Origin of the sequence: Isoalcanivorax pacificus W11-5, from assembly GCF_000299335.2 — a bacterium.
In the GTDB taxonomy this organism is placed as follows: domain Bacteria; phylum Pseudomonadota; class Gammaproteobacteria; order Pseudomonadales; family Alcanivoracaceae; genus Isoalcanivorax; species Isoalcanivorax pacificus.
This window is the reverse complement of sequence record NZ_CP004387.1, coordinates 41,110-65,821: the sequence shown is the minus strand read 5'-3', so window position 1 is coordinate 65,821 and position 24,712 is coordinate 41,110. Positions and strand designations below refer to the sequence as shown.

General features: G+C 61.0%; 24 protein-coding genes. 13 read left to right on the top strand and 11 right to left on the bottom strand.

All coding sequences use genetic code 11. The features are described 5' to 3' along the window. Positions 1-50 precede the first annotated feature (50 nt). Positions 51-1,307 (bottom strand): ATP-binding protein, encoded by a 1,257-nt coding sequence (locus tag S7S_RS00290; RefSeq protein WP_008734288.1) that lies wholly within the window; start codon positions 1,305-1,307, stop codon positions 51-53. A gap of 263 nt (positions 1,308-1,570) precedes the next feature. Here S7S_RS00290 and gmk point away from each other — a divergent pair, with 263 nt between their 5' ends. The 4 genes from gmk to S7S_RS00270 all read left to right on the top strand — a co-directional run bounded on the left by gmk (position 1,571) and on the right by S7S_RS00270 (position 5,233). Further along, positions 1,571-2,215: a guanylate kinase gene (gene gmk / locus S7S_RS00285; protein ID WP_008734289.1), complete on the top strand. Its 645-nt coding sequence runs from the start codon at positions 1,571-1,573 to the stop codon at positions 2,213-2,215. 64 nt (positions 2,216-2,279) lie between these two features. Continuing rightward, the gene (rpoZ, locus tag S7S_RS00280; RefSeq protein WP_008734290.1) at positions 2,280-2,543 is read left to right on the top strand and encodes a DNA-directed RNA polymerase subunit omega; all 264 of its coding nucleotides are present in this window, start codon (positions 2,280-2,282) and stop codon (positions 2,541-2,543) included. Between the two features lie 150 nt (positions 2,544-2,693). Continuing rightward, positions 2,694-4,811 (top strand): bifunctional GTP diphosphokinase/guanosine-3',5'-bis pyrophosphate 3'-pyrophosphohydrolase, encoded by a 2,118-nt coding sequence (spoT, locus tag S7S_RS00275; protein ID WP_008734291.1) that lies wholly within the window; start codon positions 2,694-2,696, stop codon positions 4,809-4,811. A gap of 35 nt (positions 4,812-4,846) precedes the next feature. Then, on the top strand, positions 4,847-5,233 hold the full coding sequence (locus S7S_RS00270) for a RidA family protein (RefSeq protein ID WP_008734292.1): 387 nt from the start codon (positions 4,847-4,849) through the stop codon (positions 5,231-5,233). Between the two features lie 35 nt (positions 5,234-5,268). Here the strand turns inward: S7S_RS00270 and S7S_RS00265 are convergent, their stop codons facing one another. After that, the gene (locus tag S7S_RS00265) at positions 5,269-6,099 is read right to left on the bottom strand and encodes an NAD-dependent epimerase/dehydratase family protein (RefSeq protein ID WP_008734293.1); all 831 of its coding nucleotides are present in this window, start codon (positions 6,097-6,099) and stop codon (positions 5,269-5,271) included. 104 nt (positions 6,100-6,203) lie between these two features. On the opposite strand from S7S_RS00265, the gene S7S_RS00260 reads away from it, so the two are divergent. From S7S_RS00260 to S7S_RS00250, 3 genes are read left to right on the top strand one after another with little or no spacing between them, the layout of a single operon-like run. Beyond that, a complete protein-coding gene (locus S7S_RS00260; RefSeq protein ID WP_035203584.1) occupies positions 6,204-7,106 on the top strand; it encodes a hydrogen peroxide-inducible genes activator in 903 nt (300 codons plus the stop codon). After that, on the top strand, positions 7,103-9,181 hold the full coding sequence (gene recG, locus S7S_RS00255) for an ATP-dependent DNA helicase RecG (protein ID WP_008734295.1): 2,079 nt from the start codon (positions 7,103-7,105) through the stop codon (positions 9,179-9,181). The genes S7S_RS00260 and recG overlap by 4 nt, the downstream gene beginning before the upstream one ends. A gap of 28 nt (positions 9,182-9,209) precedes the next feature. Next, positions 9,210-10,634, top strand: a complete 1,425-nt coding sequence (locus S7S_RS00250) for an AsmA family protein (RefSeq protein WP_008734296.1) — start codon at positions 9,210-9,212, stop codon at positions 10,632-10,634. A gap of 192 nt (positions 10,635-10,826) precedes the next feature. Here S7S_RS00250 and htpG read toward each other — a convergent pair whose 3' ends face one another. Further along, positions 10,827-12,734: a molecular chaperone HtpG gene (gene htpG, locus S7S_RS00245; RefSeq protein WP_008734297.1), complete on the bottom strand. Its 1,908-nt coding sequence runs from the start codon at positions 12,732-12,734 to the stop codon at positions 10,827-10,829. Positions 12,735-12,910: 176 nt separating this feature from the next. Here htpG and S7S_RS00240 point away from each other — a divergent pair, with 176 nt between their 5' ends. From S7S_RS00240 to S7S_RS00225, 4 genes are all read left to right on the top strand, one after another. Then, a complete protein-coding gene (locus S7S_RS00240; RefSeq protein ID WP_008734298.1) occupies positions 12,911-13,924 on the top strand; it encodes a DUF5924 family protein in 1,014 nt (337 codons plus the stop codon). 104 nt (positions 13,925-14,028) lie between these two features. Then, complete coding sequence (locus S7S_RS00235; RefSeq protein WP_008734299.1) at positions 14,029-14,346, top strand: DUF3649 domain-containing protein; 318 nt, start codon at positions 14,029-14,031, stop codon at positions 14,344-14,346. Beyond that, complete coding sequence (locus S7S_RS00230; protein ID WP_008734300.1) at positions 14,343-15,908, top strand: PepSY-associated TM helix domain-containing protein; 1,566 nt, start codon at positions 14,343-14,345, stop codon at positions 15,906-15,908. The genes S7S_RS00235 and S7S_RS00230 overlap by 4 nt, the downstream gene beginning before the upstream one ends. Continuing rightward, positions 15,905-16,204 (top strand): DUF3325 domain-containing protein, encoded by a 300-nt coding sequence (locus S7S_RS00225; RefSeq protein WP_008734302.1) that lies wholly within the window; start codon positions 15,905-15,907, stop codon positions 16,202-16,204. The genes S7S_RS00230 and S7S_RS00225 overlap by 4 nt, the downstream gene beginning before the upstream one ends. A gap of 24 nt (positions 16,205-16,228) precedes the next feature. Here S7S_RS00225 and S7S_RS00220 read toward each other — a convergent pair whose 3' ends face one another. Then, entirely contained in the window at positions 16,229-17,383 is a 1,155-nt protein-coding gene (locus tag S7S_RS00220; protein WP_008734304.1) for an alkane 1-monooxygenase, read from the bottom strand. A gap of 171 nt (positions 17,384-17,554) precedes the next feature. On the opposite strand from S7S_RS00220, the gene S7S_RS00215 reads away from it, so the two are divergent. Next, positions 17,555-17,962, top strand: a complete 408-nt coding sequence (locus S7S_RS00215) for a ketosteroid isomerase-related protein (RefSeq protein WP_008734305.1) — start codon at positions 17,555-17,557, stop codon at positions 17,960-17,962. Between the two features lies 1 nt (position 17,963). On the opposite strand, the gene S7S_RS20070 is transcribed toward S7S_RS00215, so the two are convergent. Beyond that, positions 17,964-18,998 (bottom strand): AraC family transcriptional regulator, encoded by a 1,035-nt coding sequence (locus S7S_RS20070; protein WP_169745539.1) that lies wholly within the window; start codon positions 18,996-18,998, stop codon positions 17,964-17,966. Between the two features lie 93 nt (positions 18,999-19,091). On the opposite strand from S7S_RS20070, the gene S7S_RS00205 reads away from it, so the two are divergent. Continuing rightward, positions 19,092-20,792, top strand: coding sequence for an alkyl sulfatase dimerization domain-containing protein (locus tag S7S_RS00205; RefSeq protein ID WP_008734309.1), 1,701 nt, complete (start codon positions 19,092-19,094; stop codon positions 20,790-20,792). A 705-nt stretch (positions 20,793-21,497) separates the two neighbouring features. On the opposite strand, the gene S7S_RS00200 is transcribed toward S7S_RS00205, so the two are convergent. The 6 genes from S7S_RS00200 to S7S_RS19455 form a co-directional block, all read right to left on the bottom strand. After that, complete coding sequence (locus tag S7S_RS00200; RefSeq protein ID WP_008734310.1) at positions 21,498-21,794, bottom strand: type II toxin-antitoxin system RelE/ParE family toxin; 297 nt, start codon at positions 21,792-21,794, stop codon at positions 21,498-21,500. Beyond that, complete coding sequence (locus S7S_RS00195; RefSeq protein ID WP_008734312.1) at positions 21,794-22,048, bottom strand: type II toxin-antitoxin system ParD family antitoxin; 255 nt, start codon at positions 22,046-22,048, stop codon at positions 21,794-21,796. Before S7S_RS00195 ends, S7S_RS00200 begins: the two co-directional genes overlap by 1 nt. 139 nt (positions 22,049-22,187) lie before the next feature. Then, positions 22,188-22,820 (bottom strand): hypothetical protein, encoded by a 633-nt coding sequence (locus S7S_RS20155; RefSeq protein WP_420795639.1) that lies wholly within the window; start codon positions 22,818-22,820, stop codon positions 22,188-22,190. A gap of 136 nt (positions 22,821-22,956) precedes the next feature. Beyond that, positions 22,957-23,229 (bottom strand): hypothetical protein, encoded by a 273-nt coding sequence (locus tag S7S_RS19465; protein ID WP_144401550.1) that lies wholly within the window; start codon positions 23,227-23,229, stop codon positions 22,957-22,959. Between the two features lie 3 nt (positions 23,230-23,232). Next, a complete protein-coding gene (locus S7S_RS19460; protein WP_144401549.1) occupies positions 23,233-23,475 on the bottom strand; it encodes a hypothetical protein in 243 nt (80 codons plus the stop codon). A 217-nt stretch (positions 23,476-23,692) separates the two neighbouring features. Beyond that, positions 23,693-24,520, bottom strand: coding sequence for a hypothetical protein (locus tag S7S_RS19455; protein WP_144401548.1), 828 nt, complete (start codon positions 24,518-24,520; stop codon positions 23,693-23,695). Positions 24,521-24,712 lie beyond the last annotated feature (192 nt).

Below are 24,712 nucleotides of genomic sequence, written 5' to 3'. Positions count from 1 at the left end.
TTATCAGAAACAGGAAAGTCAGCCGCACTTCAACACAACACACATACCTCTCAACAGGCAGGCCAGCCGCTCCCCCAGAGACAATTGATCGGCACGGCGTACAACCCCTCGCCAAACCGCACCACTGAATCGCCATCGTAGAGCACACACCCCACGGCAAAACGCTTGCCCACGGTGCTCTGCAACATTTTCAGCCCCTTGAAATCACCTGCCGTGACAGTCGATGCCGCCTTGACCTCAACCCCCACCAGCTTTCCGGCAGATTCCATCACCACATCCACTTCCACTTTTTCCTTGGTGCGGAAATGGAAGAATCTCACAGGGGCTTCATACCAACTCGCCTGTCGTCGCAATTCCTGGAAGACAAACGATTCAAGCATCTGCCCGTACAACGCACGATCTTCCCACAGTGCCACACCGTCCATGCCAAGCAGGGCACAGGCGAGACCAGTGTCACCGATATGCAGTTTCGGTGTTTTGATCAGGCGGCTCAGTTGATTGCTGTGCCAGGGCGGCAAGGTGTCCAGCAGGAAAACGCGTTCAAGCAGGGTGATGTAATCACGAATGGTCGGGCGGCTCATCTGAAACGGCGCGGCCAGGTCCGTCACGTTGAGCAGGCGAGCGGTCTGGCTCGCCGCCATTTGCAGCAGACGAGGCAGGGCATCCAGGGCATTGATGCGTGCCAGGTCCCGCACATCCCGCTGCACCAGCGTTTCGATGTAGTCCCGATACCAGGCCGCGCGGCGCTTCATGGTCTGGCGCATTAGCGCAGCAGGGTAGCCTCCTGCGACAATCCGCTCCGCCAGAGCCTGCCCCTGCCGCGCCCCCACGTTGCCAGCAGAAAGACGCCCTGAGAACAGCGCGACCAACAACCCGTCCGCCGACCCATGCAGCTCTGCCTGCGCCAGCGGATGCAAACGGAGTATCTCCATCCTGCCGGCCAACGAATCCCCCAGTCTGGGCACCAGCAATACGTTGGCCGAACCCGTCAGAATGAAACGTCCAGGCGTCCGCCGGTTGTCTACCGCCGCCTTCAGCGACGTGAACAGTTCGGGAACGCGTTGCACTTCATCCAGAATCACCCTGTCAGGCAGCTCCGCCACGAAACCGACCGGGTCCGCTTGAGCGGCCGCTTTCTGAAGGTCATCGTCAAAGCTCAGGTAAGTGTAATCCCGCGTCTCGGCCACCTGCCGGCACAAGGTTGTCTTGCCGCTTTGGCGGGGTCCGTGCACCAACACCACGGGGGTGTCAGCCAAGGCCTCCAGCAGGTTCGGCATCAGGAACCGCTGGTGTAGTGGCGCGTCCATCCGGCTTCCCTCATGGCATCATCAAACCCGGTCATTCTGACTGATCGAAAGGTAGCATGTCGACCAATTGAAAGTTAAAGGGCGACCGATCGAAAGCAGCCATTCTGATTCATTGATATGACATGGTGTGAGGAAGCCCCTCCCGGCCGCCGATAAGCCAGCTACCGTTTTGACACCGCCCATTGATCAAGAGAAGATGCGCCGCAGAACAAGGCCGGCACCCAACCGGCACCCGTCCCACCCCGATCCGACCGAGTACCCGCATGCATCCAGTGTCCCATCGCGGCAGCCTGTTTATCGTTTCCGCGCCCTCCGGCGCCGGCAAGACCAGCCTGGTGGCGGCGCTGGTGGCGCAGATGCCGAACGTCTGTATCTCGGTGTCGCATACCACCCGGGCGATGCGCCCCGGGGAAGAAGAGGGTGTGAACTACCACTTCACCGACCGAGAGAGCTTCCTCAGGCTGGTGGCCGACGGACGGTTTCTGGAGCATGCCGAGGTGTTCGGCAATCTGTATGGCACCTCGGCGGACTGGGTGGAGCAGAAGCTGGCCGAGGGGCTGGACGTGATCCTGGAGATCGACTGGCAGGGCGCGGTGCAGGTGCGGCACCTGGTGCCGGCGGCGACCAGCATCTTCATCCTGCCGCCGTCGCTCCCGGAGCTGGAGAAACGCCTGCGTGGCCGCGGCCAGGATGACGATGCCGTGATCGCCCACCGGCTCTCCGGGGCCCAGGAAGAGATGGCCCACTATGCGGAATTCGACTATCTGGTGGTCAACGACACCTTTGACCACGCCCTGGGCGACCTGAAGGCCATCCTGCACGCCAGCCGCCTGAGCCAGGCCCGCCAGCAGGAGACGCTGGCCGAGGCGATTGGTGAATTGTTGTCCAGCCCCCCCGCAAACGGGTAGAATCGCCCGTCCGGCGCCCGCCAGACGGGTGCGCACCGCATCAAGCACTTACTGAGGTAGCAGCATGGCCCGCGTCACCGTTGAAGATTGCCTGGAAAAACTCGACAACCGCTTTGAACTGGTGCTGGTGGCCAGCAAGCGCGCGCGGCAGCTCCAGACCGGCGGCAAAGAGCCCCGCGTGGCCTGGGAAAACGACAAGCCGTCCGTGGTTGCCCTGCGTGAAATCGCCGAAGGCTATGTGACCCGCGATTCCGTCGACAACGACCTGTCCGATCGCAGCGGCGAGATCGATGAACTGGCGCTGCTGACCGAGTCGTTCGGCGAGTAAGCCCCTTCCCGACAAAACCCCCGCTTTATCAAGCACTCACGGCGCTTTCATCAGAAAGCGCCGTAGACAAAGCCCGGCTTCAGACTTAGGCTTGGGTGTAACGATCCGTTACAGCCCGTGATGCACCACTGAAGCAAAAAAGGCGCCCCTTTGCCCACCGTCAACAACCTGGTCAAACGACTGAAGAGTTACCTGAGCGACGATCAGATCGCGCAGGTCGTGCGCGCCTATGAGTTTGCCGAGCGGGCGCATGAGGGGCAGTACCGCCGCACCGGCGACCCGTACATCACCCACCCGCTGGCCGTGGCGAACATTCTCACCGACATGCACATGGACCATCAGAGCCTGATGGCCGCCATGCTGCACGACGTGATCGAGGACACCGGCGTCACCAAGGAGCAGCTCGCCGAGTTGTTCAGCCCGGATGTGGCCGAGCTGGTGGACGGTGTGTCGAAGATCGCCCAGATCAAGTTCGAATCCAAGGCCGAGCAGCAGGCCGAAAACCTGCGCAAAATGATGCTGGCCATGACCCGCGATATCCGCGTGATCCTGGTAAAGCTGGCCGACCGGCTGCACAACATGCGCACACTGCATTCGATGCCGTCGGAGAAGCGCAAGCGCATCGCCACCGAGACGCTGGAGATCTACGCCCCCATCGCCAACCGGCTGGGCATGTACAACATGCGGGTGGAATACGAAGACCTGGGTTTCAACGCCATCTATCCGATGCGCGCCAACCTGATTTCCAAGGCCGTGAAAGCCGCGCGCGGGCACCGCAAGGAAATTCTCTCCACACTGAAAGCCAGCATCGAGCACTGCCTGGAAGAAGAAGGCATCCCGGCCCGCATCCTCGGCCGCGAGAAGCACCTGTACAGCATTTACATGAAGATGAAAGAGCAGCACAAGCCGCTCAATGAAATCATGGATGTGTACGGCTTCCGCATCATTGTCGACAAGGTGGATACCTGCTACCGCGTGCTCGGTGCCGTGCACAATTATTTCACGCCGATTCCCGGCCGCTTCAAGGATTACATCGCCATCCCGAAGGCGAACGGCTACCAGAGCCTGCACACCACCCTGAAGGCGCGCAGCGGCATTCCGCTGGAAATCCAGATCCGCACCGAGGAAATGGAAGCGATGGCCAACAACGGCATCGCTGCGCACTGGCTGTACAAGGCCGAGGAAGCCGGCAGCAACACCCCCACACACACCCGCGCCCAGGCGTGGATGGGCCGCCTGCTGGAAATGCAGCAGAAAGCCGGCAACTCGATGGAATTCATCGAGAACGTGAAAGTAGACCTGTTCCCCGACGAAGCCTATGTGTTCACGCCCAAGGGCGAGATCAAGGAACTGCCGGTGGGCGCCACGCCGGTGGATTTTGCCTACGCGGTGCACACGAAAGTGGGCAACACCTGCGTCGCCGCACGCATCGACGGCAAGCTGGCGGCCCTGTCCACGCCGCTGGAATCCGGCCAGACGGTGCGCATCATCACCGCACCGAATGCCACACCGAATCCGTCCTGGCTCAACTTCGTCGTCACCGGCAAGGCCCGCTCCAATATCCGCCACTTCCTCAAGCATCAGCGCCGCGATGATTCCATCCACCTGGGTGAACGCCTGCTGGAAAAGGCCCTGGCCGGCTATGGCATCACCATGAACGAGCTGCCGATCGAGCGCGTGGTCGCGGAACTCGCCGCTAACGGCTACGCCTCGCTGGATGACCTGCTGGAAGATATCGGCCTGGGCAACCGGCTTGCGCCGCTGGTCGCGCGCAAGCTGGCCGGCGGTCGCGAGGAAGAACGGCAGGACGCCGACGACCGCAAGCCACTGGCCATTCGTGGCACCGAAGGGCTGATGGTCAGCTATGCCAAATGCTGCCACCCGCTGCCGGGCGACGCGGTGGTGGGACATTTGAGTGCCGGGCGCGGTATCGTGGTGCACCGGGACACCTGCAACAACCTGCTCAGTGAAATGCGCAGCAACCCGGAAAAATGTATCGCGCTGTACTGGGATCGCGACGTGGAGCAGGAATTCTCCGTCGCCATCCGGGTAGAGCTGGTGAACAAGAAAGGCGTGCTGGCCACACTGGCCACCACCTTTTCCGAACTGGGTTCCAACATCGACACCATCACCATGGCGGAGAAAGACGCCACGGTGACCGTGATAAATGCCACCGTGACGGTGCGTGACCGGATTCATCTGGCCCGGCTGATCAAACGACTGCGGAAACTGGAAAACGTCATCCGCATCAGCCGCCTGAATGCCTGAACGCACCGGCACATTGCTCAAGACAGGACAACGACATGCCAAACCGATCCACGATCCAGACCGACAAGGCGCCCGCCGCCATCGGCACCTATTCGCAGGCCATCAAGGTCGGCGACACTGTGTACCTCAGTGGCCAGATTCCGCTCGATCCGGACAGCATGGAACTGGTCGGGGGGGATATCAGCGTCTCGATCCGCCGGGTCTTCGACAATCTCACCGCCGTGTGCGAAGCCGCTGGCGGCTCGCTGCAGAACATCGTCAAGCTGAATATCTTCCTCACCGACCTGGGCCACTTCGCCACCGTGAATGAAGTGATGGCGGAATATTTCGAGCAGCCGTATCCGGCCCGTGCGGCCATCGGCGTCGCCGCGCTGCCGAAAGGCGCGCAGGTGGAAATGGATGGTGTGATGGTCATCGAGTAATCGATACCCGGCGGGCGCGTCAAGCGCGCCCGCGTTCACTGCAACGTCTGCAATACCGCCTGATAGCCGCTGCGATAATCCGGATGCAGCAGGCGATACTGACCACCGCCCAGGTACTCGCTGTGCACAGCCCGCCCGGGCACCTGTTCAGGCACCACCAACCCGAGTGGATGGCCTGTCCGCTCACCCAGCCAGCCCAGCACCTCAAGATTCGACACCGGACATTGATCCGTACCGATCACCACGGCCGGCGGTGCATCGTTCTTCAGCCAGCGCTCACCCAGATGCCGCAACAGACCGACACAATCCGCGCTGTGAATGCGGTTGGTCAGCACCGGCGCAGGCGGCGCTTCGCCACCTGCGATGGCGTCCACCTGGCGTAACAACCGCAAGCGTCCCGGCCCATAGATGCCGGAGAAGCGCACACTCGTGCCCACCGTGCGCAGGGAGATCTCCTCTTCCGCCGCCAGCAGGATGCGGCCATTGAAGCGGGCAGGGCGCGGCGGTGTCAGTTCGTCCACGGTGCCTTCGGCCTCGCCGTAAACTGCCGTGCTGGACACAAATACCACGGGCGGCAAGGGCTGCTGCCCGGCCAGTGCATCCAGCAGGCGCGCAGGCGCGCCCAGAAACACACGTTGATAGGCGGCTTCGTCACGGCCATCCGGTGTCAGGATGATGTAGAGCAGGTCCACCTGATCCGGTGGCAGCAGCGGGGTGCCTTCCAGGATATCCTGCGCATACAGGTCCACCCCCGGTGGGGCCTCATTACGGCGGCGGATGGCACTGACGCGATGTCCGTCGCGCATCAGCGCCTGCGCAAGGCCGGCGCCCAGGTCGCCCAGGCCGAGGATCAGGATATGTGCCATGTGATACGCCCCGCAGGTGCCTTGACCGGCACCGCATTTGCCCCTATTAATTCTCAATGATTCATAGCTAGACCTGATTACCATAGGCCGCTAACGTATACGTCATGACACTAACAGAACTTCGCTATCTGGTGGCGCTGGCCCGGGAAAAACACTTCGGCCGCGCCGCCGACGCCTGCCACGTCAGCCAGCCGACGCTGAGTGCTGCCATCCGCAAACTGGAAGAGCACCTCGGCCTGAGCCTGTTTGAACGCCGCCCGCGCGAGGTGCGCGTCACCGCCGATGCCGAGCCGGTGATCGCCCAGGCACAACGGGTGCTGGAACAGGTCGAGCTGCTGGAGCAACTGGCCAACACCCAGCGCGATCAGCTGGCCGGCCCGTTGCGGCTGGGCGCCATCTTCACCGTCGCCCCCTATCTGTTCCCGGTGCTGGTGCCGAAAGTGCGCAAGAACGCGCCGGGCATGCCGCTGTTCATTGAAGAAAACTACACCCATGTGCTGCGCGGCAAGCTGGAGCGTGGCGAGCTGGATGCGATCATCGTCGCGCTGCCGTTCTCCGGCGGCGGGCTGGTGCGCGCGCGCATGTACGAGGAATCCTTCTCGGTGCTGTTGCCCGCCGGTCATCCGTGGGAAAAACAGAAAGCCATCCGCCCGGACCAGTTGCTGGAAGAAAACCTGCTGCTGCTCGGCGAAGGCCACTGCTTCCGCGACCAGGTGCTGGAGCTGTGCCCGGCGATTGATTCCGAGAAGCACAAGAACCTGGTGCAGATCGAAGGGGGTTCCCTGGAAACGCTGCGGCACATGGTCGCGGGCGGGCTGGGCATCACCATCCTGCCGGATTCCGCGCTCAACAGTCACGGCTACAAGGAAGATGCCTTTGTGGTGCGGCCGTTTGTGAAACCGGTGCCGATGCGCACCATCGCGCTGGTCTGGCGTGACAGTTTCCCCCGCCCGAAAGCCATCGAGGTCGTCCGCCAGGCCGTACCGAAGGAAGGTCTCGGCCATTGAGCGAGCTGGCCGCACGCGCCGTGGGTTCGCTGCGGGGCGTCGGCCCCCGCGCGGCCACGCGGCTGGCGAAACTCGGCATCCACACCGTGGAAGACCTGCTGTTCCATCTGCCCTTCCGCTATGAAGACCGCACCCGCATCGCGCCCATAGGCCGCCTGCGCCCCGAGCAGCACGTGGTGGTGGAAGGCGAGATCATGGCCGCCGACATCCTATTCGGCAAACGCCGCAGCCTACTGTGCAAGGTCAGCGATGGCACCGGCATGATCAGCCTGCGGTTTTTTCACTTCAGCGCTGCGCAAAAGAACAACCTGGAACGCGGCCGCCGCATTCGCGTCTACGGTGAAGTCCGCGTGGGCGGCACCGGGCTGGAGTTTTTTCACCCGGAGTACGAGCTTGCCGATGACGACACCCTGCCTGCACTGCACAAGAGCCTGACGCCGGTGTACCCGACCACCGAAGGCGTGCAACAGCGCAGCCTGCGCACGCTGATGCAACAGGCACTGGCGCTGCTCAACCAGCACCCGCCCCGCGACCTGCTGCCGGAAGCCCTGCTGGCCCGCAACGGCCTGCCCACATTGCGCGAAGCCCTGCTCAAACTGCACGCCCCGAACGTCGATGATCCGGTCGACATGCTGCTCTCCGGTGGCCATCCGGCCGTGCAGCGGCTGGTGATGGAAGAAATGGTCGCCCACCAGCTCGGCATGTTGAGCAAGCGCGCTGGCCAGAAAGCGCATGGCGCGCCAGTGCTCGAAGGCGAGCGATTGTTCGCCACACTCTGCGACGGGCTACCGTTCAGCCTCACGGGCGCCCAACAGCGGGTGATTCATGAAATCGCTGCCGACCTGGCACTGCCTTCACCGATGCTGCGCCTGGTGCAGGGCGACGTGGGCGCAGGCAAGACACTGGTGGCCGCCGCCGCCGCGCTGATGGCGATTGAATCCGGCTACCAGGTGGCGCTGATGGCGCCCACCGAACTGCTCGCCGAGCAGCATCTGGCCAGTTTCCGGCGCTGGCTGGCGCCGTTGGGCATTGAGGTGCTGTGGCTGTCCGGCAGCCTGGGCCAGAAGGCCCGGCGTGAAACGCTGGAAAAACTGGCCGACGGCAGCGTCGGCATGGTGGTGGGCACCCACGCCCTGTTCCAGGAAGCCGTGCAGTTTCACCGGCTGGGGCTGACCATCATCGACGAGCAGCACCGCTTCGGCGTGCACCAGCGGCTGGCGCTGCGCGAGAAAGGCCGGCAGGACAATCAGGTGCCACACCAACTGGTGCTGACCGCCACGCCGATCCCGCGCACCCTGGCGATGAGCCTGTACGGTGACCTCGACACCTCCGTGATCGACGAACTGCCGCCGGGCCGCGAGCCGATCGAGACACTGGCGCTGCCCGCCGCCAGCCGGCGCGCCGATGTGATCCAGCGCGTGCATGCCGCCGCCGCAAAGGGCACCCAGGCGTACTGGGTCTGCACCCTGATCGAAGAATCCGACACCTTGCAGGCCCAGGCCGCCGAGGCCACCTGGGAAGACCTGAAAACCGCCTTGCCCGATCTCACCATTGAGTTGGTGCACGGCCGCATGAAGCCGAAAGACAAGGCCGCCGCCATGGCCCGTTTCGCCAGTGGCGAGGCACAGCTGCTGGTGGCCACGACGGTCATCGAAGTGGGCGTGGACGTGCCCAACGCCACGCTGATGGTGATGGAGAACGCCGAGCGCCTGGGCTTGTCCCAGTTACATCAGTTACGCGGCCGGGTCGGGCGTGGCAGCGGCAAGAGCTATTGCGTGCTGCTGTACCAGACGCCGCTATCACAGACCGCCAGACGCCGGCTGGCGGTGATGCGCGAAACCGGCGACGGTTTCCGCATCGCCGAAGAAGACCTGCGCCTGCGCGGCCCCGGCGAATGGCTGGGCACACGGCAGACCGGCGAGCTGGCGTTTCGCATTGCTGACCTGATGCGCGACGAGGCACTGATGGTGCCGGCGCGTGACATGGCCGAACGATTGCTGGCCGACCACCCGGCCAATGCCGAGGCGCTGTTGCGCCGCTGGCTCAAGGGCGCGGAGGGTTACGCCGACGTCTGACCTTTTTGTGATAGACCGGGAGAACAGGATGACTTTCCGCCGTATCACGCTCATTGCACTGGCCGTGCTGCTGTTGCTGGCCGTGATCGCCACGCTGGTGATCAGCCGTATCGACACGGACACCTATCGCGACGCCCTCGAACAGGCCGTCGCCGAGCGTCTCAACGCAACGCTGGATATCGGCGGGCCGCTGACGCTGCGCTGGTTCCCGTCTCCCGGCGCCAGTGCAGAGAGCCTTAGCCTGATGCAGGGAGACACCGAGGTGGCGAGCGCGGACAACGCGGAGGTCAGCCTGAGCTGGGCCACACTATGGCGAGGTGAACCGGTGCTGCAGAGCGTGACGCTCACGTCGCCCACGCTGCATCTGGTACGCGATGCCGAAGGCAACCTGAATCTGCAACGGACATCCACCCGCCCGGACAACGGTCGCGGCGCCAGCCTGGCCAGGCTGCGGGTGGACCATGGCACCCTGTCGCTGACGCAACAGACACAGGGCACCTCAAAGACCTTCGAGGCCAACGCACTCACGCTGGACCTGCGTGACATCCATCTGCAGGCCGGCGATGCCCCCCTGCCGCAACGCCTGACACTGCAAGGACAACTCAACGCGGACACGCTGGATATCCATGGCATCCCCGCCAGCGACATCGCGCTCGACATCGACGCCAGCCATGGCCTGGTTACACTGGCCAACCTGCGCGCGCGACTGTTCGACGGCACCGGCGAAGGATCGCTGACAGCAGATTATTCCGAGGACATGCCGGTCTATGACCTCAGGCTGTCGTTGCGGGATTTTTCCCTGCAGCAGTTTCTGCGGCAGCTCTCTCCCGATCAGCAGGCCAGCGGCCAACTGGCCTTTACCACCTCGCTGCGCACCCGCGGCCGCAGCCTGGACGACTGGCTCGCGCAACTGGATGGCGACGCCACCCTGCGCGGCGATCAACTGGTCATCGAAGGCATCGATATTGATCAGGAACTGTCGCGCTACCAGAGCACGCAACGTTTCAATCTGGTGGACCTGGGTGCCCTGGCGTTCGCCGGCCCGGTGGGTATCGCGGCCACAAAAGGGGCCGGCTTTGCGCGTCTGTTTGATCGTACCGATGGCAGCTCCACCCTCACTGCACTGATTTCCGACTGGCAGATCAGGGAGGGCATCGCCCGCGCCCGCGACGTCGCCATGGCGACAGAGAAAAACCGGCTGGTGATGCTCGGCGAAGTAGACCTCGGCCAGCGCCGTTTCAGCGACGCCCGTGTGGCCGTGGTGGACCGGCACGGATGCACGATCATGACGCAGGGCATCGCCGGGCCGTTTTCAGCGCCGAGGGTAGAATCGGTCAGCTATGTGAAAGCACTGCTGGGTGCGCCACTGGATCTGCTACGGCAGGGCTTGTCGCTGGTGGAGATGGACGAGGAATGTGAACCGGTCTACGAGGGCAGCGTTGCCGCACCGTAAATAACGGCTACGCGACGCCCGGTGTCATGACATGCCCCGGATAAACCGGGGCGTGTCGTCTGAAGGCTTCTGCGCCCGTTCCGTCGGGCGCGGTGAGCCAGCAAACAATGCACCATCTGGTGAGAAAATTTGCCATGGCCGGCAGAGCATGGACACGGCGGGTGTCGCCGCAGGCGACGCCCGCCCGACGCATCAGCTGCTCAGTTCCAGTAACAGTTTATTGATACGCTGCACGTAGGCGGCGGCGTCTTTCAGGTTATCGCCACCGGCCAGCCGTGCCTGTTCATAGATCACCATGACCAGATCACGCGTGCGCTCATCGCTGCCTTCCTGGTTCAGCCGCTGCACCAGTGGATGTTCCGGATTGATCTCCAGGATCGGTTTGGCATCCGGCACTTTCTGGCCTGCGGCTTCGAGGATACGGCGCATCTGCGCGCCCATGTCGTGCTCAGCCACCACCAGGCAGGCCGGGGAATCCGTCAGCCGGTGGGTAGTCCGCACGCTGTCGACATCCGCTTCCAGTATTTTGGCGATTTCCGCCGTCAGCGAGGCAAACTGCTTGTCGGTTTCTTCATGCGCCTTTTTCTCGGCCTCGTCCTCCAGCTCGCCCAGATCCAGGGCGCCGCGCGCCACGTCCTGCAACGGCTTGCCGTCGAATTCATTCAGATGGCTCATCAGCCATTCATCAATGCGGTCCGACAGCAACAGCACTTCGATACCCTTTTTGCGGAACACTTCCAAGTGCGGGCTGCCCACCGCGTTGCGGTGCCCGTCGGCGACGACGTAATAGATCGCTTTCTGGCCTTCCTTCATGCGGCCGACGTAATCCGCCAGGCTGACGTTCTGCGCAGCGTCGCCGGTCTGCGTGGAAGCAAAGCGCAGCAGTTTGGCGACGGCCTCACGGTTGGCATAATCCTCCGCCGGGCCTTCTTTCAGGACCGCACCGAATTCATCCCAGAACTGCTGGTATTTTTCCGCGTCGTTGTCCGCCAGTTTTTCCAGCATACCCAACGCGCGCTTGGTCATGGCGGCTTTCAGTGCCGCGACCGTGCGATCATTCTGCAGAATTTCCCGAGACACGTTCAGCGACAGGTCGTTGCTGTCAATCACGCCCTTGATAAAGCGCAGGTACAGCGGCAGGAACTGTTCCGCGTCGTCCATGATGAACACGCGCTGTACATACAACTTCAGCCCGCGCGGCGCTTCACGCTGCCAGAGATCAAACGGCGCCTTGCCCGGGACATACAGCAGCGAGGTGTAGTCGAGCTTGCCTTCCACCCGGTTGTGGCTCCAAGTGAGCGCATCGCTGTAGTCGTGCGACACGTGCTTGTAGAAATCCTGGTACTCCTCGTCACTGATTTCGGACTTGCCGCGCGTCCACAGGGCGGTGGCGGCATTGACCTGTTCCCAGGCCGGCGCCGGCGTGTCATCGCCATCTTCGGCCGGGGCGGGTTCTTCGCGCATCATCACCGGCACGGCCACATGGTCGCTGTATTTGCGCACCAGGGACTTCAGCCGCCAGCTATCCAGAAATTCCTTTTCGTCGTCACGCAGGTGCAATACCAGCCGGGTGCCGCGCTCGGCCAGCTCGGCCTCACCCAGTTCAAACTGGCCATCGCCTTCGCTGGACCAGTACACACCTTCGCTGGCCGGCGCGCCGGCCTTGCGGGTGAAGACCTCGACCCGGCTGGCGACAATAAAGGCGCTGTAGAAACCGACGCCGAACTGGCCGATCAGGCGGGAGTCTTTTTTCTGGTCACCGCTGAGCTGCCTCAGAAATTCCGCCGTGCCGGAACGGGCGATGGTGCCCAGGTTGGCCACCACCTCGTCACGGGTCATGCCGATGCCGTTGTCGCGCAGCGTCAGGGTGCCGGCCTCTTTGTCCGGCTCGATCCAGATGCGCAGGTCGCCATCGCCTTCGAACAGGCTGTCATCCTGCAATGCCAGGAACGACAGCTTGTCGCCAGCGTCCGAGGCGTTGGAGATCAGCTCACGCAGGAAAATCTCCTTGTTCGAATAGAGCGAGTGCACCATCAGGTGCAGCAGCTGTTTCACTTCCGTCTGGAATTCGCGTTTTTCGGTCCGGGCTGTCTCCGCCATGGTGCTGAATATCCTCTCTGGTTCAGTGTGCTGGTTCAGTATTGCAGATGGGCGCTTTCTGGGGCTGCCCGCCGGGTTTTCAACCCCGGGCGGCCAGGCTAAAAAACTGTAAAGGCCGCTGCGGCGGTGGCAGCCGGCCGGTATCCTTGGGCCAACTTCGCCATTCCCCTAACGGTATGCAACGACTGAAATCCCTGATTCTCTGGCTGATCGACATGGCCCGCCGCCACCCGGGCCTGATCGCACTGTTCGGCTTCGTCTCCGGCGTGGCCAGCCTGGTGCTGGTGGAACGCAAGGAAAGCCTGGCCCAGATGATCGCCATTCTGATGCTGGTGAGCTGGGTCTGGCTGACGCTGGAGAACGTGCTGCGGAGGGGGATTGCCGCGCGCTTCGGGGTACAGCTGCCGCCGCCGGTGCTGGCCTTCCTGACGCAGATGGTGCACCAGGAGAGCCTGTTCTTCGTGCTGCCGTTCTTTATGCTCGCCACCACCTGGGACAGCGGCCAGCTGGTCTTCACCGGCCTGCTGATGGCGGCGGCGCTGATCTCCGTGGTGGACCCGCTGTACTACAAGTGGCTGGCACGGCGGCGCTGGCAATACCTGGCGTTCCATTCGCTGACACTGTTCGCCGTGCTGTTGACCGCGCTGCCGATCCTGCTGCACCTGACCACCGCCGAGAGCTACAAGCTCGCCACGCTGATTACCGCCGTGCTCTCGTTCCCGAGCCTGGCCCAGACCGTGCCACTGGGCCGCTGGTGGCGCGCCCCCCTGGTGGGCCTGATGATGCTGTCCCTCGGCGCGCTGGTATATCTGGTCCACACCTGGATTCCACCCGCCACGCTGCGGCTGACCGAGGTGGCCGTCACCACCGAACTGAATAATGGCGAGCGCACCCCCGGCGAGCGCCTCGCGCGGCTCGACAGCGCCACCTTGCGCAACAACGGGCTGTTTGCCTATACGGCCATCCGGGCACCACGCGGCCTGAACGAGCGCATCTACCACGTCTGGTACCAGGATGGGGCCGAGGTGGACCGCATCCCGCTGGATATTCGCGGTGGCCGCCAGCAGGGCTACCGCGCCTGGACCCACAAGCGCAATTTCCCCGCTGCGCCGGCCGGCCGCTGGCGAGTGCGGGTCATCACCGAAGGCGGGCAACTGATCGGCGTGCTGCGGTTCCAGGTCACCCCCTGACCCGGCACCCTGATTGCATCCGGCCAGTGATGCTGGGAGAATGATAACGATTTCTATTTCCATGCAACCCGATTGCACCCGCATCGGTCGCCCGAGATGCCCGGATGATGAGCTTTACAACGCGCCCCGCCTGGCGGCCCGCGCTGGCCGTGCTGTCCCGTCTCATTGCTGCACTGTTCGGCGGCTACGGGCTGGCCGTGCTCAGTGGCTGGATGATCGCGCTACTGCTGGTGCGTTTCACCGATACCACCCGCGCGGACGCCGTACTCACCGGGATGTTGCCCGGTTTTTTGGTATTTGCCTGCGCCGCGCTCTGGACCTTTGCCGCCCGTGACAGCCTGCGTGCCTGGCTTGGCCTGCTGGTGCCGGCGGCACTGATGGCGTTGCCGGTGTGGCTGCTGTGGCAGGGAGCGGGCGCATGAAAGGGAATTTCCGGCAGTCCATGGCCTGGCTGCATACCTGGTCGGGGCTGGTGGTCGGCTGGCTGCTGTTCATGATCTTTCTGTCCGGCACCGCGACTTATTTCCGCCAGGAAATATCGCAGTGGATGCGGCCGGAACTGAACGTGCCGGTAGTCAGCGCCGAGGCTGCGCTCGACAGCGCCACCCGCTATCTCAACACCCATGCCGCCGATGCGACACGCTGGTTTATCCGCCTGCCGGACCCGCGCAACCCGGCGGAAATGTTCGCCTTCTGGGAGCACCCGGACGGCAGCTTCGGCGACGCCCTGATCCATCCCCAGACCGGCGACGCCCTGACGGCCCGCGACACCCGGGGTGGCGAATTCTTCTACCGCCTGCATTTTGACCTGCACTATATGCCGGCCATTCCGGCGCGGCTGATCGTGGGCCTGTGCGCCATGATCATGCTCATCGCCCTGATCAGCGGCATCATCACGCACAAGAAAATCTTCAAGGAATTCTTTACCTTCCGCCCGGGAAAAGGACCGCGCTCCTGGCTGGATGCCCACAATGCGCTGGCGGTGCTGTCGCTGCCCTATCATCTGGTGATCACCTATACCGGGCTGCTCACGCTGATGTTCCTGTACCTGCCGTTTAACCCGCAGCCGCTCTACCCGGAGGCCGGCCGCACCTTCTTTAACAAGGCCGTCGGCCATCTGCCCGCCCCCGAAGCCACCGGCGAGCCCGCCGCGCTGGCCGACTTCGCGCCCATGCTGGCGGCAGCCAGTGCCCGCTGGGACGGGGCCGCCGCCGGCATCGTGACCGTGCATCATCCTGGCGACCGCGCCGCGCGGGTGGATATCCAGCGCCTCGACAGCAGCCGTATCGCCTTCAATCCGCAGGTGGCCGTGTTCAATGGCGTGACCGGCGAATTCGTCCGCGCGGCCGGCAACCCGTCGGCTGCGGCCACCACCTTCGGCGTCCTGTACGGCCTGCATATCGCGCGCTTTGCCGAACCCGCACTGCGCCTGCTGCTGTGTCTGGCCGGGCTGGCCGGCACCGCCATGATCGGTACCGGGCTGGTGCTGTGGGTGGTCAAGCGCCAGCCAAAGCAGGCCGGGCAGCGGCAACCGTTTGGCGTGCGGCTGGTGACGGCGCTCAACCGCGCCGTGGTGATCGGGCTGCCCACCGCCATGGTGAGTTATTTCTGGGCCAACCGGCTGCTGCCGGTCGGCATGGCGCAGCGTGCCGAGTGGGAGATCCACCTGTTCTTTATCGTCTGGACGCTGGGCCTGCTGTTTGCCTGGCTGCGGCCGGGCCTGCGTGGCTGGCTGGCGCAACTGTGGCTTACCGCCGCCCTGTGTGCATTGCTGCCCCTGGTCAATGCGCTGACTACCGCACGCAGCTTGCCCAGCACGCTGATGCAGGGCGACAGCGTCTTTGTCTGGTTTGATGTCGCGATGCTCGCCATCAGCGCGCTACTGGCGATGACGGCCCGTTACCTGCAACGCCGTGCACGCCAGGCGCGCCGTTCGCCGGCACAGCGCGCACGCCATGCGGCATCGCTGGAGTCGATATCGTGATCCTGCTGGCCAGCCTGCTGACCTTTATCGCCTTGCTGCTGTTGTGCATGGCGATGCGGCGCTCTGCTGCGCGGCCGGGCCGGCACCGGAAGGTGCCACCGGCTGCGCGGCGACAACGCTGGCGCCTCGCCGGCATGGCGCTTTTGGTGGTGTCACTGGGGCTTTGTGCAGCGCACTATGGTTTCGGCGCCGGGCTGGTGTGCTGGTTCTGCATGATTTCCGCAAGCGGGCTGGTGCTGATTTTTTGCCTGCCGTATCGGGAGCGGTGGAAGCAAGCATGGCTGCGGCGCGGCTGAACCACCGCGCCGCAGCTTTTCATGTCATGCAGAGGAAATGTTGTTAACGCGTTTGCCCGTGCGGAACAGCTGATCCATCTCGCCCTGGTAATAGGCTTCCACACGCGGGTTCATTACCTTCTTCCACAACGGTGGAAATAGCGCCAGCACATACATGCTCGCGTAGCCACCGGGCAGTTGCGGGCTGTCGTCGTAATGTCGCAGCACCTGATAGCGCCGCTTGGCGTAGGCGTGATGATCCGAATGCCGCTGCAACTGGAACAGCGCCAGGTTGGTGAGAAAATAATTCGAGTTCCAGCTATGTGCCGGCGTCACCCGCTCGTACTTGCCATTCTCAAGCACGCGACGATGCAACCCGTAGTGCTCGATATAATTGATCACTTCGAGCGTAAAGGCGGCGACGAAACTCTGTCCGTAGAAGAACAGTACACCCTGCCAGCCAAACAGAAACCAGAACAGCACACCGAGCAGGGCAGAGATGCCGTACCACCAGATCAGCTCGTTGTGCAGGCTGATATTCTTCTTGCCCTTGCGCGCCAGATACTGTTTTTCCAGTTTCCAGGCATTGATGAAATTATGCGGAAACGCATGCAGCAGAAACGCGTACACGCCCTGGTTGTAACGCGACGACGATGCATCTTCCGGCGTAGACACGGTCACATGGTGGCCGCGCACATGCTCCACCTTGAAACCCGCATAGGTTACCGAAGCCAGCAGCAGGCCGCCGGCCCAGCTTTCCAGTTTTGGGTCTTTATGGATCAGTTCGTGCGCCAGGTTGATGGCGATGACACCGCCGACCGTACCGATGGACACAATCCAGCCGAGCTGGCCAAACCAGCCGTAGTCGTTGTTCACGAACACCCAGCCGGCATAAAGCAACACGCCGTACCAGAGCGGCACCATCAGTAACGTCAGCACCCGGTAGAAGGTTTCCTGGGTCATGGCCGGCACCTGGACGGCTTCATCCGGGTTGCTGGGGTCTTTGCCGATGATGTAATCCAGGATCGGCACGATGCCGAAGATGACAATGTAGATGAACCAGGCCCAGTAATCCTGGGTGCCGGATTCGCGTCCGATCATCGCCGACAGGGGCAGGATCGGCAGCACGGACAACCAGAACAAAAGGTAGCCCCATTTCTTCAGTTTCAGCACCCGGTTCGGGTCTGCGCGGCGCAACATGACACGGCCTCCTCGCGGGGATTGTTATTTTTACATTGGCCAATGTAACGTTCCGATCTTAGCACCGAAATGGCGCATCGCCACCCCATCCTGGCGGGCCATGAAATCCGGATTATGTCGGGATTTTCACCTGCTACACTGCACCCTTTCCCCTCTGTACAGGCAGAGCTCATGCACGCGACCTCCGAACAACTGATCCGCGACTACTACGACGCCTTCAACGCCGGCGACATGGACCGCTTCCTGGCCCTGCTCACCGACGACGTGATCCACGACATCAACCAGGGTGAGCGCGAAACCGGCCGCGACGCCTTTGCAGCCTTCATGACGCGCATGAACCGTTGTTACCAGGAAAGGCTGGAGGATATGGTCATCATGGCCAGCGGCGACGGGCGCCACGCAGCGGCGGAATTCGTCGTGCTGGGAGAATACCGGACCATGGATGAGGGGCTGCCGGAGGCCAACGGCCAGACCTACCGCCTGCCGGCGGGCGCCTTCTTCGAGATCCGCGAGGGCAGGGTGGCGCGCGTCACCAACTACTACAACCTGAACGACTGGCTCGCCCAGGTCAGCGCCTGATTCAGCCCACCGGATGATGCCGGCGCCAGCGCAGCGGGGTGGTGCCGGTGTGTCGGCGGAACGCCTTGCTGAAACTGCCGGCGTCGTTGAAGCCCAGCCGCGCAGCCACCTCGCCCACCGGCAGGCGGGTGTCGCGCAGCCACTGGCAGGCCTGCTCCATCAACACTTCGTCTTTCAGGGCACGAAAACCCGGCCCGGCCTGATCCAGCAGACGGCGCAACGAGCGCACCCCCAGCCCCATCGCCCGCGCCAGGTCGTCCAGCGTACCGATCGCCGGCAAGCCGGCGCGCAGCACCTGCCGGGCCTGTGCCACCGGGTCCTGGCCCGGCGCGCCGTCCAGGCCAGCGAGATAAGCCTGCACGCCGGATTCGCCCTGCCGCACCAGCGCCTCATTGCCACCCAGACGGGGTGCTTCCAGCAGATCCCGGGGATACCAGAGCACGGTTTCCGGGGCACCGAAGGCCGGCAGCACACCGAACGCCTTGCGCCAGGGCGCGGGCTGTATCGGCGCCGGGCGGCTGAGGCTGACTGCCACCGCGCGCAGTGTGTCACCACCCACCAGCTTCATCATGCGCAACTGCCCGGCAGTGAACGCATCCAGCGCCATCGGGTGCACCGGCACCTGCGGCAGCTCGCGAATGCACAGGCCCAGCCGGCCCGGCTGGCTGACCAGTTGCACATGCACACTGTCGGAGATCAGCCGGTAGTAGCGCACCAACGCCAGCAACACGTCCAGCGGCCGCTGGCAGGCCAGCATCATGATGCCCAGGTCGCGGAAGTGCAGCGGCTGAGCGTGGCCGGCCACTTTCAGGCCAAAGGCCGGGTCGCCGGTCTGCTGTTGCACCAGTGCCCACAGCCGCGTCATCAGCGCCGTCGGCACACGGCCCCCCGGCGAGGCTTCCAGCACTGGCTGGCTCAGGCCCGCCATTGCCAGCAGGGCAGCACCATCGCGGCCATCCGCGTCCAGCGCACGGGCCACCGCCAGTGGCCAACTGGCCAGGGTGGTGGGCGTTTTCAATCCTTCTGGTTCCATCATGGCCATTTCGCACGATTTTCTGGCCATTTAGCCCGAAAACCGGCGCCGCGCCCAGCCTAGAATGGAAGCCATAACAACAAGGGAGCCTTTGCCATGCGCCACCTGTGCCTGCTGCTGACCGCCGCCTTGCTCGGCGGATGCGGCGACGAAGCCGCCACCACCACGCCGCTGCGTTCTCCGGAGGGGCTGCATGCCCACAGCGAACTGTTCGAGCGGGAAGTGATTGAAGTCACCGAAGGCGTCCATGTCGCAGTGGGCTTCGGGCTTGCCAACAGCATCATGATCGAGGGCGACGACGGGCTGATCATTATCGACACGCTGGAAAGCGTGGAAGGGGCCGGGAAGGTATTGCGGGCCTTCCGCGCCATCAGCGACAAGCCCGTGGCCGCCATTATCTATACCCATAACCACACCGACCACGTGTTCGGCGCCGCCGCCTTTGCCGAGGGGCGCGACATTCCTGTCTATGCGCACGACAGCACGGCGTACTACATCAATCGCGTGATCAACGTGGTGCAACCGATCATCACCACACGCTCCATGCGCATGTTCGGCAACCACCTGGAGGAGGATGGTCTGGTCAACGCGGGCATCGGCAAAGCGCTGTTGCTGACACCGGACCACACCCTCAACGCGCTGCCGCCCACCCACACCTTCGCCGACCGGATGCACGTCAGCATTGCCGGCGTCGAGCTTGAGCTGGTCCATGCACCGGGCGAAACCAACGACCAGATCATGGTGTGGTACCCGGCGAAACGCGTGCTGTTTTCCGGCGACAATATTTATGAAACCTTCCCCAACCTGTACACCATCCGCGGCACCCCCCACCGCGACGTACTGCAATGGGCCAACAGCCTGGACCAGATGCGCGCCCTGCACGCCGAACACCTGGTGCCGAGCCACACGCGCCCGGTCAGTGGCGCCGACACCATCACCGCATTGCTGACCGATTACCGCGACGCCATCCGCTTTGTGCACGACCAGACCGTGCGCTATATGAACCACGGCCTGACACCGGACGACATCATCCAGCGCGTCACCCTGCCGCCGCATCTCGCCGGGCATCCCTGGCTACAGGAATACTACGGCACCGTGGCCTGGTCCGTGCGCTCGATCTTTGACGGTTATCTGGGCTGGTTCGACGGTAACCCTGCACACCTGCAACCCCTGCCACTAGCGCAGAAAGCCGCTGCCATGGCAGACCTCGCCGGTGGCGCACAGGCCCTGCTTGAGCGCGCTGTCGCCGCGCAGGAAAACGGCGAGGCGCAATGGGCGCTTGAGCTTACTGATTACCTCCTGGTCGTGTTGCCCGATGACCAGCGCGTGACTGATCTGCGCGCGGCGGCGCTGCGCACACTGGGCGAAGCAGAGAGCAACCCGAATGCCCGTCATTATTACCTGACCATGGCCGAGGAACTGCGCGACGGGCTGGTGCCCGGCTTCCGCATGAAGACACCGCCGGCGTTTCTGGCTTCATTACCGATTGAGAATTACATGCATACCATGCCGATTCTTTTGAAAGCGGAAGAGACGCTGGAGGTGGATGCGCATATCGGATTTCGTTTTACCGATACTGGCAAGGCGTTTACGTTGGCGATCCGGCGTGGTGTGGCCAGTGTGAGCGAAGGGGAAACGGAAGGTGCCACTGCCACGCTGGTGGCGCCGGAGCAGGTGTGGAAAGAGGTGGCGGCGGGGGAGCGGAATTTTTTGGTGACCGTGGCGGGGAGTGATATGGGGGTTGAGGGGAGTCGTACCGGGTTGTTGCGTTTTTTGAGTTATTTCGAGAGGCGTTGAGAGAGGAGCGGCCTGGCCTTTCTCTGGCCTACTGATGGAGTCACCGGCGATGCCTCCCGAATAGCATCGCAGGTAGCTCTGCATCCAGGCTTTGCGTGCACCGTAGGCTATCGCTAGACACAAAGGAACCAAAAACCAATCGGGGACACGTATAAATTTATAATGACAGAGGCCATCGAAACCATACCCCCATACCTAACTAAACCGACAATTCATGTCTATTCCGGCTTTCGATACCGAAGTTCGTCTGTTTCCTGAACTTCGTCATTAGTGCCGGATCTATTGAAAAAAACAGGCACAAACATGATTAGAACTGAGCTTATAAAACCAGCCGCCATCGCCAAAGCTCCTATTGGATGGAATACGCCGAAAAATAACAAAGCCGTCCACGATGAAGAAAGCAGAAGCATCGCTATACAGAAGATTATAAATCTCTTCCCCCTACTGCCAGCCCCTGCTATTACCCAAACAGCTAGAATTGTCGTGGCAAGGACAGCAACGACGAACAATGGCAACCCAGCGCTCATTACCCTGTAGTCTCCTTTGGAAAAATAAGGACATGGTCGGGGACACGCATACATTTATAATGACAGATGCCGTCAAAATCACATCCCGAACCGAGCTAGGCCGACAACTCATGCGTGTGCCGAAACCTATCTTTGGTGTTGGATGGAAAACTTGGAACTGCACCGAAAATAGCCACCGTTAGTCCAGAAGCCTCTCTGGTGCATCCATCTCTTCGTGCAAAACACGAACAACGAGAATCTCCAGTTCAAACACTTGATAAAAAACAGCGTGATGTTCGACCTGCAATCTGCGATACCCAGGAAAAACATGGGCGTAGTCCGCGCCAAGCGATGGATGGTTAATCAGCTGCTTCATTCCACCCTCCAGTTGATCCAGGTATTTATCCGCCTGATCAACCCCCCATTCTTCGCAGGTATACATCCAGATTCCGACGAGGTCTGATTCCGCCTTCGGCGTGACGCTTAGCTTCAGCACTAATCTGCCGCCTTGGTCCGCTTACGGCCAGCCGCCTTGATTGCCGATATATCCAACGGTCTGGGCTCACCGCTTGACTCACCTGCAGCGAGGGCTTGTCTCAGCATGGCAAGACGTTCTTTGGCCAGCTGATCTCTTCGGATGAGATCGCGGATATACTCGCTGTCATTGCCAAAGTGACCGCTCTCAATCTGGCCCTTCACCCAGTCGTCTTGCTGTTCAGTCAGTGTGATGGTTTTCCGATGCATGCTCATGGCTGGTGCTCCTAGCACAGGAGAAGTATGACAATATCATACCACTCCCTTGTGCCGAATCAACGCTCCACTTCTCGGGAAGAACAGTCAGGGGCACGCATCCATTTATCATTGAGCAGCCCGCCAACACCTTGAACCGCTATCCCAGCGCACACGCAAATCTTTGTCCTGACACCCAACATCGCCCCGTCGAGGCGGCAAAGACTTGCAAACGCACCAGTGAGCCCATAGAAAGGCGCGCCGGAAACAACGGCAGATGCAGTGGTAGTACGACATATCGTCCAGGGAAATCTGGGATGCTCGAGACTGGGTCATGGCAGCACTCCTTGCTGATTGAGTTGCCGCCATAACCGGAACCCGCCAAGCTGAATGTCAGCTTATTGACCGGATCGCTGTAGGTGTCCAATTCGTGTGTGTCCTGGATTTCAGTGTCAGCCACATCAGCCTGCCAACGTGTTACCAAGGGGTGACCGGAGAACAGTCTCATCCAGCGCTCAGCCACCTCCTCGGATGACCAGGACAGCGCGCGATGGCGGTCTATCTTCAGTACCAGATGGTAATGATTGGACATCACCGCATAAGCGCACAGGTCGACGGCGAAGACTTCCACCAGCAAGGCAAGCCGGTCCACTACCCACTGTCGGCGATGCTCGTAGTCCTGGCCTGAGTAATGATCCCTGCCACATAGAAAGGCACGCCGGACACAGCGGCAAATGCAGTGGTAGTAAGGGGTGTCATCCAGGGATATCTGGGATGCTCGAGACTGGGTCATGGCAGCGCTCCTTGCTGATTGAGTCGCCACCATAACCGGAACTCGCCAAGCCGGATGTCAGCTTATTGACCGGATCGCTGTAAGAGATTGTCCAATTTGTGCGTGTCCCGGACTTCTATTCCACTGCATGCGATTGTTATGTTTTGGTTCTGTCATTGACTGGCAACTCTGCTAAAATTTTCATAAGCTGTTGTTTGTCAACAATGATTTCGCAAAGCTTCCTATCTTTGTCATTTGAACCTCTAGTCATAATATCAAGTGATAGATACTCAATATGATCAAATTTGTCAGATGCGGAAGAAAACTTAATCCAACGCTCTGAAACTTCGCAGCTTAGCTTTCCTTCTTTGGCTTCTAATCGCTTTCTGTCTCCAGAGCGTTTAGGAAATCGAACTATATTCTTACTCATGTTTTATTGCTTCCAGAAAAGTTCATTGTCATACTCTGGCTGTAGATCCGTGTCAGATATTCCTTTGCATTTTTTTATGATTTCGATGCAATCAGGGCATGTTACTTTGCCTTCACCAAGCTCCACTGCTTCATTTTCTTCGTGTATCGCATTTGAGCAAAGAGCAAAACCTTCTGTATCCGTTGCGTGAGTTCGAACCCAATTCCGACCTTTGATGCTTACTCTTTCAAAAAGTATTTCAGTCATCCTTGCTACCTACCTCGTGAAACATAACAGGTATTAAGACAGTTCATGCGTGTCCTGAACTTCGTCACCGGCTGATTGAGTTGCCACCATAAACGGAATCTGCCAAACCGGATGTCGGCTTATTGATCGGATCGTTGTAAGAGATTGTCCAATTTGTGCCTGTCCCGGACTTCTCCCGCTTTATTCGTGCGTGTCCCGGACTTCGGCGCTGCGACTGTTAGCCACGACCTGGATACCAAAACATTTGCGCACCAATATGCCGCCCGATAAAACCACTCAGCAGGCTCCGCACAAGCCATACTTTTCCTACGTCACTTCCACTTGAAAGCGAGTCAGATATTTGACGCAAATCCACCTGCCAACTCTCATCATTAACCGCTAGCTCCTTTAGTGATTCATAAAGCAGTCTATTTGATTCTGACATTGATGCTTTTCTCGTCTCGCGGAGACGCTCAAAAATGAAATCGTTACCCAATCTGGGGGATTTTTCTATTTCACTATGAAGCAAAAAGAAATCGCTAGTCTCCGTAAACGTCACATATTTATGTAGCTGGGTAATATCTCGCACATCCAGGAAAGGCGTTTTGCATAGCAAGCTACCATCCTTCGATATTTCTTTAAGATTTTCTTTTTTTAGAGTTGAATTTGTCGCGTAAAACGTGGGGTAATTTTTATTTGCAAGCTCTTTAAGCCTTTCCCACTGGTGATAGTCATCTTGATGCCTGTTATCCGGACCTTTGGTGCTATGCGGGATTTTGAATCGAAGATAGGGCTCTTTCCAATCGTTCCATTGCCCAGCACCTCTGGTAGTCAACTCACACGAAAGTTTATACTGAATGAAAAAATTGCAGCCTTCATGTTCTTCTAGCGCAGGGTGAGGCAACCATGGAAAGTAAAATGCCGAATCCCAACCAAGCACAAACTCATCAAATAGAGAAGGCACGTTCGCAAAGACCCATTCTCCGCGCTCCTCAAAAATTAACCTGATAAACGCAGAGTTAACAGCTTGCTGTAGCTGTGATTCAGAAAAATTTGGTTCTAGCATCGATTTCCCTATGGCTAGCAGGTATTAGAACGCTCGCACGTATATCGAATAACGACGCACGCGGCACAACATTATAGGAAAGCACATCAAAATCCCCTCGCAGCTCTTTAAAATATAAGACTGCATTTTTCTACGAGCCGCGCGGTCCGGGTGATAGGCAAAAGGCGACTTTAGTCCGCTGCCTCAGCCACA